The 11,617-nt window shown below is 72.3% G+C and carries 12 protein-coding genes; 4 read left to right on the top strand and 8 right to left on the bottom strand.

Features of this window, described 5'->3' with window-relative positions:
* Positions 1-769: AAA family ATPase (locus VIB11_RS07590; RefSeq protein ID WP_332029930.1), on the top strand; the 769-nt coding region annotated here is incomplete at its 5' end.
* Between the two features lie 61 nt (positions 770-830).
* Here VIB11_RS07590 and VIB11_RS07585 read toward each other — a convergent pair.
* Positions 831-1,520, bottom strand: a complete 690-nt coding sequence (locus VIB11_RS07585; RefSeq protein ID WP_332029928.1) for a DUF305 domain-containing protein — start codon at positions 1,518-1,520, stop codon at positions 831-833.
* A 159-nt stretch (positions 1,521-1,679) separates the two neighbouring features.
* Here VIB11_RS07585 and VIB11_RS07580 point away from each other — a divergent pair, with 159 nt between their 5' ends.
* Genes VIB11_RS07580 through VIB11_RS07570 form a run of 3 tightly spaced genes read left to right on the top strand, consistent with a single transcriptional unit; the run spans position 1,680 to position 4,766 of the window.
* Positions 1,680-3,032 (top strand): hypothetical protein, encoded by a 1,353-nt coding sequence (locus VIB11_RS07580; RefSeq protein WP_332029927.1) that lies wholly within the window; start codon positions 1,680-1,682, stop codon positions 3,030-3,032.
* 47 nt (positions 3,033-3,079) lie between these two features.
* On the top strand, positions 3,080-4,249 hold the full coding sequence (locus VIB11_RS07575; RefSeq protein ID WP_332029925.1) for an LCP family protein: 1,170 nt from the start codon (positions 3,080-3,082) through the stop codon (positions 4,247-4,249).
* Positions 4,242-4,766 (top strand): amino-acid N-acetyltransferase, encoded by a 525-nt coding sequence (locus VIB11_RS07570; protein ID WP_332029923.1) that lies wholly within the window; start codon positions 4,242-4,244, stop codon positions 4,764-4,766. The genes VIB11_RS07575 and VIB11_RS07570 overlap by 8 nt, the downstream gene beginning before the upstream one ends.
* A gap of 63 nt (positions 4,767-4,829) precedes the next feature.
* Here the strand turns inward: VIB11_RS07570 and VIB11_RS07565 are convergent, their stop codons facing one another.
* The 7 genes from VIB11_RS07565 to VIB11_RS07535 form a co-directional block, all read right to left on the bottom strand.
* Positions 4,830-6,257, bottom strand: coding sequence for an MFS transporter (locus VIB11_RS07565; RefSeq protein WP_332029921.1), 1,428 nt, complete (start codon positions 6,255-6,257; stop codon positions 4,830-4,832).
* Complete coding sequence (locus VIB11_RS07560; RefSeq protein WP_332029919.1) at positions 6,247-7,182, bottom strand: A/G-specific adenine glycosylase; 936 nt, start codon at positions 7,180-7,182, stop codon at positions 6,247-6,249. Before VIB11_RS07560 ends, VIB11_RS07565 begins: the two co-directional genes overlap by 11 nt.
* The gene (gene disA / locus VIB11_RS07555) at positions 7,179-8,255 is read right to left on the bottom strand and encodes a DNA integrity scanning diadenylate cyclase DisA (protein ID WP_332029917.1); all 1,077 of its coding nucleotides are present in this window, start codon (positions 8,253-8,255) and stop codon (positions 7,179-7,181) included. Before disA ends, VIB11_RS07560 begins: the two co-directional genes overlap by 4 nt.
* A gap of 55 nt (positions 8,256-8,310) precedes the next feature.
* Positions 8,311-9,696 (bottom strand): DNA repair protein RadA, encoded by a 1,386-nt coding sequence (gene radA, locus VIB11_RS07550; RefSeq protein WP_332029915.1) that lies wholly within the window; start codon positions 9,694-9,696, stop codon positions 8,311-8,313.
* A 65-nt stretch (positions 9,697-9,761) separates the two neighbouring features.
* The gene (locus tag VIB11_RS07545) at positions 9,762-10,190 is read right to left on the bottom strand and encodes an SRPBCC domain-containing protein (RefSeq protein ID WP_332029913.1); all 429 of its coding nucleotides are present in this window, start codon (positions 10,188-10,190) and stop codon (positions 9,762-9,764) included.
* Positions 10,191-10,279: 89 nt separating this feature from the next.
* Positions 10,280-10,774, bottom strand: coding sequence for a GyrI-like domain-containing protein (locus VIB11_RS07540; protein ID WP_332029911.1), 495 nt, complete (start codon positions 10,772-10,774; stop codon positions 10,280-10,282).
* Between the two features lie 130 nt (positions 10,775-10,904).
* On the bottom strand, positions 10,905-11,615 hold the full coding sequence (locus tag VIB11_RS07535) for a class I SAM-dependent methyltransferase (RefSeq protein WP_332029909.1): 711 nt from the start codon (positions 11,613-11,615) through the stop codon (positions 10,905-10,907).
* Between the last annotated feature and the right edge of the window lie 2 nt (positions 11,616-11,617).

Genomic DNA, 11,617 nt, shown 5'->3' with positions numbered 1-11,617 from the left:
GGAGTTCTCCGAGAAGCACACCGTCTCGCGGCTGTTCGGCTCGCCTCCCGGCTACGTCGGCTACGAGGAGGGCGGCCAGCTCACCGAGAAGGTGCGCCGCAAGCCGTTCTCGGTCGTCCTGTTCGACGAGGTCGAGAAGGCCCACCCGGACATCTTCAACAGCCTGCTGCAGGTGCTCGAGGACGGTCGCCTCACCGACTCCCAGGGCCGGATGGTCGACTTCAAGAACACCGTCATCATCATGACGACCAACCTCGGCACCCGTGACATCGCCAAGGGCGTCTCGCTCGGCTTCTCGGCCGGGCCCGACTCCCGCAGCGACTACGAGCGGATGAAGAACAAGGTCGTCGACGAGCTCAAGCAGCACTTCCGCCCCGAGTTCCTCAACCGTGTGGACGACACCATCGTCTTCCCGCAGCTGACCCAGGCCGAGATCGTGGCCATCGTCGACCTCGAGATCGCCAAGCTCGACAAGCGGCTCAAGGACAAGGACATGGGCCTCGAGCTCACCGTCGACGCCAAGAACCTCCTGGCCAAGAAGGGCTACGACCCCGTGCTCGGCGCCCGGCCGCTGCGCCGGACGATCCAGCGCGAGATCGAGGACGTCCTGTCCGAGAAGATCCTCTACGGCGAGCTCAAGGCCGGCGAGATCGTGCTGGTCGGCACCGAGGGAGAGGGCAAGTCCGAGGGCTTCACCTTCGTCGGCAACCCGCACTCCGGTCACATCGACCTGCCGGTCGTCGAGACGGTGGGAGACTCCACCGACTGACGAGCCCCGCACGGAGAGGCGGCCCGGGACCCGCTGGTCCCGGGCCGCCCTGTGTCCCCCGCTAGGCGAGCCTGTCGAGCATCACCCTCATGTGGTTGATCTGGGTCTGCTGGGTCACGTGGATCTCGTCGGCCACCTGGGTGACGAGCTCGTCGGTGCCGTCCTTCTGGTGGTCGAGGACCATCGCCAAGGCTCCCTCGTGGTGCGCGGTCATCAGGCGCAGGAAGAGACGGTCGGCCTCCACCCCGCGGGCCCGCGCCAGCTGCTCGAGCTGCTGGGGCGTGGCCATGCCCTTCATCTGGCCGTGCCCGGCGTGGGAGACCGCCCGGAACTGCGGGTTCTCCGCCTGCGGCGGGACGTCCTGACGACGCTGCTCCAGCCACCTCGCCATCGCGTCGATCTCCGGCTCCTGCTCGTCGGCGATGCGGCTCGCGATGGCCCGCACCTGCGTGTCGGTGAGGTTCTCCTGCGCCAGGCCGGACATCACGACGGCCTGCGCGTGATGGACGATCATGTCCTGCATGAACCGGACGTCGTCCGGGTCCACGGGTCCAGCGGGCCGCGGGACGGCGGCCGTGCCCGTCAGCGAGGTGTTGGGCTGCCCCGGGCGCCCGGGCTGGATGACCGGCGCGTCGGGGGAGGTGGCCACCGGCGTCGCTGCGCCCGAGGCGGAGCCACTGCACCCACTCAACGCGAGAGCGGTGGCCAGGACGACGAGCGAGCCTGAGGACAGGGCGGGGCGGAGTCTCACGCGGGACAGCGTAGGCGGAACTATTTACCGAATACAGAAAGAGTTCGTCTTGTTTGCGTCATATTCCTTGGGCAAGGGTGAGGAAATCGTCCCGCGACCCGCCCAGGCGCCGCCGCGGCCTTTCTGAGCCGGAGGAGTTCATTGATGAGAGTGCGTCGAATGGCCGCCAGCGTGTTCGCGGCAGCCCTGGCGATCGGGATCGCCGGTGCCGCGAGTGCCACAGCCGGTGACGGGGTGGGGAAGTCGGGCACCGACCTCGGGCCGTACGAGATCGGCCGCAGCGCCAACGTGGAGCACCTGAAGAACATCCCGCACTCCGGGCCCCTCACCGGAGCCACGGGCTCCGACCTCGCCTTCTCCGACGGCAAGGCGTTCGTCGGCAACTACAACGGCTTCGTCGTCTACGACGTGCGCAGGCCGTCATCGCCGCGCATGGTCGCCCAGGTCAGCTGCCCGGGCTCCCAGAACGACATCAGCGTCTACGGCGACCTGTTGTTCCTGTCCACCGACTCCTCCCGCAGCGACGACTCGTGCACCTCGGTGCCGATGCCGGCCACACAGAAGGAGGCGTGGGAGGGCATCAAGATCTTCGACATCTCCGACGTGGCGAACCCGAGGTACATCAAGTCCGTCGAGACGGCCTGCGGTTCGCACACCCACACCCTCGTCCCCGACGGGAAGAGGGTGTACGTCTACGTCTCGAGCTACTCCCCGCGTGCCGAGTACGCCGACTGCAAGCCGCCGCACGACTCCATCTCCATCATCGAGGTGCCTCTGAAGTCGCCCACCAAGGCCGCGGTGGTTGCGACGCCGAACCTCTTCCCGGACGGCGGCTACACCAACACCAGCGGCTGCCACGACATCACCGCCTACCCCGCCAAGAAGATCGCGGCCGGTGCGTGCATGGGCGACGGCATCATCATGGACATCAAGGACCCGGTGAACCCCCGGGTCGTCGAGCGCGTGACCGACACCGTCAACTTCGCGTTCTGGCACTCGGCCACCTTCAACAACGACGCGACCAAGGTCGTCTTCACCGACGAGCTCGGCGGCGGCGGGGCCGCCACCTGCAACGCCGACATCGGCCCGACCCGGGGCGCCAACGGCATCTACGACCTGGGCCGGGACCGACAGCTGACGTTCCGCTCCTACTACAAGATCCCGCGGCACCAGACCGACACCGAGAACTGTGTGGCCCACAACGGCTCGCTGATCCCGGTCAAGGGCCGTGACGTCATGGTGCAGTCGTGGTACATGGGCGGCACGAGCTTCTGGGAGTTCACCGACTCCGGGAACCCCCGCGAGATCGGCTACTTCGAGCGGGGCCCGGCCCCGAGTGGCGGGGGTGGCGGCACCTGGTCGTCGTACTACTACAACGGCCACGTCTTCTCCTCGGACCTCGGCCAGGGCTTCGACGTCCTGCGCATCACGGACCGCGACCTGCGCAAGGCCGCGGAGGTCAGGATGGACCAGCTGAACGTGCAGTCCCAGCCGCGGTACCACGTGCGCTGACCAGCCGCTCTGCAGTCTTCAGCCACGCGCCCCTTACTCTGGGGCGCGTGGCTGAAGCACGTGTACCCCGCAGATCCCTGATCGCCGCGGCCCTGGGCCTGCCCCTGGTGGCCTCCGGTTGCTCCGACGACGAGCGGCCGAAGGCCAAGCCGTCGACCCCGACCCCGACGACCACCACGACGACGGTGCCGCCCAAGCCGAAGGTCACGGGCAAGGGCCTGCCCGCGGACCTCCTGGGGACGATGACGGCCCTCTACCTCGGTGGGCCCGTGGCCGCCGCCGCGGACCAGCGCAAGGCGCTCGCGAAGCGCAAGCTCGCCAAGGCGAGCCTGGTCGTGGGTGGGTCGACCGGCACCTGGAAGGGGACGCCGATCGCCGTCGTCACCCGGGGCAAGGACGTCACGCTCCTGGTCAGGACGAGCGCGAAGAAGTGGGCCGTCGTCGGAGGCTGGTGGCCCTCGCTCGGCGTCGCGCGGGTTCCGCGCCGGACCGCCCGCGTCCTCGCGATCGGCTCGGACGCGCGCAACCACCAGCGGGTGGAGAAGTGCCGAGCCGACGCGCTCCAGATCATCGGTGTCGACAACAAGGGCGTGGGCGGCATCGTGGGGATCCCCCGCGACTCCTACGTCTCCCTCTCCACCGGCGGCACCGACAAGATCAACGCCGCCCTGGTCTTCGGCGGCGCCCAGGGCCAGGTCAGGACGGTCGAGCGGGCCACCGGCGTGCCGATCGACGGCTACGTCATGGCCGGCTTCAAGGGCTTCCGGGGCATGGTCGCGGCCGTCGGGGGGATCGCCTACGCCTCGAAGTCCTCGCTGCGCAGCGTCGACGGCTACCAGATCCTGCGGGCGGGCTCGAACAGGCTCAACAGCAAGCTCGCGCTCGGCCTGGCCCGGGAGCGCAAGCACCTCGCCAACGGCGACTTCGGCCGCTCGGCCAACCAGGGCCGTCTGATCCGTGCGGGGATCGCCACGGCCCGGGCGCAGGGCCCGGCCCGGCTGCCGAAGTACCTGACCGCCATGAGCCCCCACCTGTCGACCGACCTGTCCGTCGTGGAGGTGCTCAACCTCGCGGCCGCGATCTACCTCAGCCCGGCGGCGACCAGGACTGCGGTGGCCACCGGCTCGGTCGGCATGCGCGGTGGCCAGTCGGTGGTCCTGCTCGGCGGTGCCGCGGGCTCGCTGTTCCGCAACATCAAGGACGGCAGGCTTGCCTGAGCGGGGCACCGGGTCGCCGGCGCGGCCGCTCATCCGCTGGGCACGGACCGCGGACGTCAAGACGATCCGGGAGATCGTGGCGCCGATGGCGGAGTCAAGGGTCCTGATCGCCAAGGAGGCCGTCACGTACTACGAGGCGCTGCAGCAGTTCCGCGTCGCCGAGATGGCCGACGAGGTGGTCGGCTGCGGTGCCCTGCACGTGATGTGGGAGGACCTTGCCGAGATCCGCACCCTTGCCGTCCGTCCCGAGGCCACGGGCCTGGGCGTGGGCTCCGCCCTTCTGGACACCCTCGTCGAGGACGCCCGGCGCCTCGGGGTGGAGCGGCTGTTCTGCCTGACGTTCGAGGTGGACTTCTTCGCGCGCCATGGCTTCGAGCCGATCGAGGGACAGGCGGTGGACCCCGAGGTCTATGCCGAGCTGCTGCGGTCCTACGACGAGGGCGTGGCAGAGTTCCTCGACCTCGAGCGGGTCAAGCCCAACACCCTGGGGAACACCCGGATGCTGCGAACCCTGTGAGTGCCGGTGACGTGCCGGTGACGTGCCTGTTGACGGGCCGACGCCTCGTGGGTGCCTCGCCGGTCAGGATGTCTGCGCCCGCGCCGGGTGGTGGACCCGCGACGCCCGCACCCACACCGACAGCAGCAGCACGAGCACGAGGAGCCCGGCCAGGACCCCGAAGCCGAGCTGGGGGTTGAGCGGAAGGGCGATCCCGATCGCCCCTCCCACCACCCAGGCCACCTGCAGGCTGGTCTCGACCCACGCGAAGACACGGGTGCGCACCGACTCCGCGACGTCTCGCTGCACGACCGCGTCGGTGCCGACCTTGACGAGCTGGGACGACAGGCCTGCCACCAGCCCCAGCGCGAGCAGGGTCCACAGCGAGTAGAACAGCGCGGTGGCGAGGGCTGCGGCCACCGTCACGAGCAGGGCCGCGCTGATGATGGCCTCCGGCCGCCGCTGGGCGAGCAGGTTGCCGATGACGGTGCCGAGGGCGTTGCCGATCCCGGCCGCCCCGACCACGAGGGCCAGGGTCAGGGTGCCCGACAGGCCGGGCAACGGGTGCTCGCGCATCAGGAAGGCGACGAACAGCGTCAGGAAGCCGATGAGCAGCCGGGTGCCCATGGCGCTGCAGAGGGCGACCAGGACGGCGGTGGGGAGCGCCGCGACCCGGGCCCGTGCTCGGGCCAGCGGGCCCCGCGGCGCCGCACGGCCCCGCACGGGCAGCTCGATGGTGTCGTCGAGGCCGCGCTCCCCGAGGGCGGAGTCCACCCTGGCCGGGAGCCGGATGGCGAGGACCGTGCCGACGACGTAGATCGCGAAGGCCAGGCGCAGCGACCACTCCGGTCCGAAGCGCGCCGCACCACCGGCGAGCAGGCCGCCGACCGCCATCCCCGCGACGCCGGCCAGCGCGCTGCGCGAGTTGGCGTTGACGAGGCTGAACCCCGGCGGCAGCAGGCGTGGCACGGCAGAGGCGCGGGTCACGGCATACGCCTTGGAGGCCACGAGGCAGCCCAGGGCGGCGGGGAACAGCCAGGCGGAGTCGCGCGACACCGCGTCGGCGAGCACCCAGCACAGGAAGGCGCGCAGCGCGAGGGTGGTGCCGATCGCCCAGCGGCGGCCGTGGCGGAAGCGGTCGAGCAGTGGCCCCACGAACGGCGCGAGCAGCACGAACGGGGCCATGGTCAGCAGGAGGAACTGGGCAACCTGCCCGCGGGCCTCGTCCGTGGGGATCGCGAAGATCGTGCCCGCGAGCGACACCGTCAGAGCGGCGTCCCCGGCCAGGTTGACGAAGTGCAGCTCCACGACCCGGGAGAGACCGCTCTCACCGGCCCCCTCGGACTGTGCGTAGGCACGGGCCCTGCGGGCCCCCGCCCTGCCGCCGCGCCCGGCGGCACGCAGGCCCGCGACGGCGCCGCGGCCGACCGCACGGCCAGCGCGGCCTGCCCGGGACGCCCCGACGCGCAGGCCACGGCTGGCCCCGGGGCGCCGGTCGTCCTCAGCCGGCATCGCGGCCCGCCTGCGTGTCGGGCGTGCCGGAGTCCCGGTGCCCGGGGAGGCGGTAGCGGCCCCGGGTCAGCGGCTCGACGAGCCCGTCAGCGACGAGGGAGTCCAGGCAGCGCTCGCGCTGCAGCTCGTCCACCACGGCCTCCTGCAGCGCTGCGCGGGGGACGGGGTCGGTGCTCGCGCGCAGCACCGCCATCAGGGCCCCGCGGGCCTGCCGGTCCGTGCCGTGCCAGGCCTGGCCCCGCCGGGGCGGCCCGTCGTAGGCAGGGCGACCGGCCCGCTGCCACGCGCACACGTCCGTGACCGGGCAGTCATCGCAGCGGGGGCTGCGGGCGGTGCAGACGACAGCCCCGAGCTCCATCGCGGCGACGGCCCAGGTGGCGGCGACGGCAGGGTCCGAGGGCACCAGCGCTGCGGCGAGGTCGAGCTCGGCGCGGGTGAGGGAGCGGGCCGGGAGCTCCACCGCGGAGACGGCCCGGGCGAGAACCCGGCGCACGTTCGTGTCGACGACGGTCGTGCGCCGGCCGAAGGCGAAGGCGGCCACGGCGGCAGCAGTGTAGGAGCCGACGCCGGGGAGGGCGAGCAGCTCGGCCTCCGACGCGGGGACCAGGCCGTCGTGGCGCTCGCGGATCGCCACGGCCGCCGCGTGCAGCCGCAAGGCGCGCCGGGGGTAGCCCAGCCGCCCCCAGGCCCGGACGGCCTCGCCGGGCGCCTCCGCGGCGAGGGCGCGCGGGTCCGGCCAGCGCTCCAGCCACTCGCGCCAGACGGGCTCCACGCGCGACACGGGCGTCTGCTGGAGCATGACCTCCGAGACCAGCACACCCCATGGTGAGGCGTCGGGGCGGCGCCACGGCAGGTCACGGGCATGCGCGGCATACCAGTCGAGGATGCGGGCGTGCAGCACCGCCGGCGCGGCCGCGGCGGTCACACGTAGCGTTCGAGGATGCTCGACTCGGCGAGGCGGGACAGGCCCTCGCGCACCGCGCGGGCCCGGCCCTCGCCGACGCCCTCGACGTCCATGAGCTCCTCGAGGTTGGCGGCCAGCAGCTTCTGCAGGCTGCCGAAGTGGCCGACGAGGCGGTCGACGATCGCACCGGGCAGCCTCGGCACCTTGCTCAGCAGGCGGTAGCCGCAGGGGCTGACCGCGGAGTCCAGGGCGTCCCCCACGATGGTGAAGCCGATCGCCTTGGCCCCCGCCGAGAGGTCGAGCAGCTCCGTCGAGGTGAGCTCCTCGAGTGCCGCGAGCGCCTCGTCGACGGTGAGGCCACCGCGGGCCTCGCCGAGGTAGTCGCGGATCACGAGCTCACGGTCGTTGCCGAGCCCGCCGGTGAGCTCCTCGAGCTGGAGGGTCAGCAGGCGACCGTCGACGCCGAGCTCGACGACGTACCCGGCGATCTCGTCGCTGATGCGGCGGACCATCTCCAGGCGCTGGAGCACACTGGCGACGTCGCGCACCGTGACGAGGTCCTCGATCTCCAGGGCCGACAGCGTGCCGGTCACCTCGTCGAGCCGGGACTTGTAGCGCTCGAGCGTCTGGAGGGCCTGGTTGGCGCGGGACAGGATCGCGCTGGAGTCCTCGAGGACGTGGCGTCGGCCGTCGACGTAGAGCGCGACGATGCGCATCGACTGGCTCACCGACACGACGGGGAAGCCGGTCTGCTTCGCGACCCGCTCGGCGGTGCGGTGGCGGGTGCCGGACTCGCTGGTCTCGATCGAGGAGTCCGGCAGCAGCTGCGTCGCGGCCCGCAGGATCCGGGAGACCTCGCGGTCGACGACGATGGCGCCGTCCATCTTGGCGAGCTCGCGCAGCCTGGTGGCAGAGAACTCGACGTCGAGGGGGAAGCCGCCGCTCGAGATCTGCTCGACCGTGCGGTCGTGGCCGAGCACGATGAGCGCGCCGGTGCGCCCGCGCAGGATGCGCTCGAGGCCGTCGCGGAGCTCGGTGCCGGGGGCGACCGCAGCGAGAGTCGCCCGCAGCAACTCGTCGTCGCGTTGTTCCACTGTCCAACCCCTGTTTCGCTGCTGCCGGCTGCTGCCGTCTCGATGTGGCCGCAGTCTAACCGCGGACCGGCTGCAGCGCCGCCACGACGGCATGGCTGAGGTCGGGGCACTCGACGACGCGCATCCCCTCCGGCGTCGGGCCGGACCCGAGGACGCCGGACGGGACGTAGGCCGTGCGGAAGCCGAGCCGCGCCGCCTCGCTCAGCCGACGCGGGATCCCGGTGACCGGTCGGAGCTCGCCGGCCAGCCCGATCTCCCCGAACGCGATGCTGCCCGGCGCGAGGGACTCGTTGCGGATCGCGCTCGCGACGGCCAGGGCCACCGCGAGGTCGGAGGCCGGCTCGCTGAGCCGCACGCCGCCGACGGTGGAGAGGTAGACGTCGGACCGGCCGATCGGCGCCCCCGCCCGGCGGTCCAGGACGGCGAGGATCATCGAGACGCGCGAGGAGTCCAGCCCGCTCGTGGCCCGCCGGGGCGTGGGGATCTCGGTCGGCGCGACGAGCGCCTGCACCTCGGTCATGAGCGGCCGGCGCCCCTCGAGGGTCGCGGTGACGCAGGTGCCGGGCACCGTGGCGGTGCCGTGGGAGAGGAAGAGGCCGCTCGGGTCCGGCAGCCCGACGATCCCGACGTCGGAGAGGTCGAAGCAGCCGACCTCATCGGTCGGGCCGTAGCGGTTCTTGACGGCCCGGACGAGCCGCAGCCGTGAGTGGCGGTCGCCCTCGAACTGCACGACGACGTCGACGAGGTGCTCCAGGACCCGCGGGCCGGCGATGGAGCCGTCCTTGGTGACGTGGCCGACGAGCAGGGTGGCCATGCCGCGGGCCTTCGCGGCCTGGATCAGGGACGCCGTCACCTCGCGGACCTGGGAGACGTTGCCGGCGGCGCCCTCGACCTCGCCGCTGCTGATGGTCTGCACGGAGTCGACGACGAGGAGCTCCGGGTCGATGGCGTCGACCTGGCCCAGGACGGTGGCCAGGTCGGTCTCGGAGGCGAGGTAGAGGCTGCGTGCCATGGCCTCGATGCGCTCGGCCCGTACGCGGACCTGTGCGGCGGACTCCTCCCCGCTGACGTAGAGGACGGTGCGCCCTGCGCCCGAGCGGGCGGCGCGCGCGGCGACGTCGAGCAGCAGCGTCGACTTGCCGATGCCGGGCTCACCGGCCACGAGGACGACCGCGCCGGGGACGATGCCACCTCCGAGGACCCGGTCGAACTCGCCGACACCGGTGGTGCGGGCCTCGGCGCGCCGGGCGTCGACCTCGCCGATCGGGACCGCCGGGCGCTCGACCCGCGCCGGCACGGTGGTCCGCACGGTGACCGCGCCGATCTCGCTCACGCTGCCCCACGCCTGGCACTCCCCGCAGCGGCCGACCCACTTGACCGTCGCCCAGCCGCACTCGGAGCAGCGGTAGCCGCTCGCCTTCGCCGTCCCCTTGACTGCCATGGCGCACAACCTACGTGGGTGCGCCGACAGCGCCGGGGAGCACACGGCACCCGGCGGCCAGCGGCCTAGCCGCGCTCGACCACCTGCCGGAGCCCGTCGAGCATCCCCTGCCAGTTGCGCGAGAACTGCCGGGCCTGCTCCTCGCTCGTGCTGCCGTCCTGGGTCAGGGTCAGCGTGGTGCCGCTGCCCGTCGCGGCGAGCTCGTAGCGCACCGTGTGGTAGTTCTCCGGGAGGTCGGCGTCGCCCCCGAGCGCGCTGTAGTGCGTGACGGCGAGCCGCTTGCCGGGCACGGCCTCGAGGACCTCGCCCTTGTCCTGGTACGGCCTGCCGTCGTACTCGCCCGACCAGGTGATGGGGCTGCCGGGCTGCCAGTCGGTCTCGACGCGTGAGCCGAACATGTACTGCGCGATCTCGTCAGGGTCGGTCAGCGCCTGCCACACCCGCTCCGGTGTCGCGTCGACGTCGACGCGCGCCTGAGCCTCGAAACCGGTCATCGGAGCCTCCTTGGTCGGTTGGCTCCCATCCTGCTGCCCGAGCGGCCGCCCGCAAGCCGCGACGCCGGTGGGAGGTGGCCGGGGAGTCGTCAACCACCGAGGCCGAAGGTGCCGGTGGCCGTGGCCGGCCTGAGCGGCCAGTGCACGACCGTGCGGGTCTGCTCCGGTGGGGTCTGCGGCCCGTCGAGGTACTCCTCCCACATCATCGTGTCCTCGTCGACCGCGCGGCCCTCCCCCCGTGCCCACTCCTTGAGCGCGTCATAGGCCTCGCCCAGCTTCTCGTACGGGCCGACGTGCGTCGTCGTGACGACCTCGCGCACGGGGAGCTGGAGGTGCTCCACCCCGTCGCCCTCCTCGAAGGGGCCGGTGACGACGAAGCCGGAGGCCACGTGGAAGGCGTCACCCTCCATCTCGTAGCAGGACATCGCCGGGCCGCTGACCGGCACGCCGATGCGCCGGAGGTAGGTGGCCACGCCGCCGAACGCAGCGCCCATCTGGGCGCCCATCTCCTCGGGGGTGGCGTCGAACCGTCGCACCGCCAGGTGCCTGCCCTGCTCGCTCTCGATCTGGATGTCGTAGGCCATGGCGGGACGCTACGCGGGCGGCCGGAGGGAGCACAGGGCCGATCGGCCCGGGTCAGGGGGGTGCACCGAGGTGCGTCCACCACCAGGGCCTCCACCACTCAGGACCGCCACCACTCAGGACTTCAACCCCTCAGAAGCGGTGCCACCACAGGCTGATGGCGTAGTCGACCCCCGTGCCCTCGTGCTCGGCCAGGATGCCCTCGGCAGCGGTCTCCGGGAACTCGATGCGCACCACCGCCTCGAAGTCCTCGCGGGTGTCGAACTCCCAGCGGATCAGCAGCTGCTCACGGGACCAGCCCTGCCGGGCCCAGAACCGCTCGACCGCCAGCGGGTCGTAGCCGGGGTAGGCGCGCTGGAACCAGCGCCCGAAGGTCGAGCGGGTGGCGTCGTTGTCGATGACGAAGGCGGTGCCGCCCGGCCGCAGGACGCGGGCCAGCTCGGCGAGCCCCGGCTCGCACCCGGCACCGAAGAAGTAGGCCCAGCGCGCGTGCGCGACGTCCACGGAGGCCGCCGGCAGCGGCAGGGCCTGCGCGGCGCCGTCGAGCGCCCGTATGCCGTCGTCCCCGGCGGTCCGTGACCGCGCGAGCTCGAGGAGGGGAGGGTAGGGCTCGACCCCGACGACGCTGCGGGCACCGAGGGCCCGCCACCGCGGCAGGTGGAAGCCGCTCCCGCAGCCGATGTCGACGAGGTCGGCCCCGGCGATCGGGTGCAGGCGCTCCATGGCGGCCTCGATGACCCCCTCGCGGTCGACACCGAGGTTCTCGACCTCGTAGGTGTCGGGGGAGTCCCAGATGTTGGGGCTGCGGGTCGGCTCGTGCACGGGGCCCGCGCCCTCGGTCACGC

Source organism: Pedococcus sp., from assembly GCF_036554925.1.
Classification (GTDB): domain Bacteria; phylum Actinomycetota; class Actinomycetes; order Actinomycetales; family Dermatophilaceae; genus Pedococcus_A.
The sequence above is the reverse complement of the archived record's forward strand: the minus strand, read 5'-3'. Positions and strand labels throughout refer to the sequence as shown.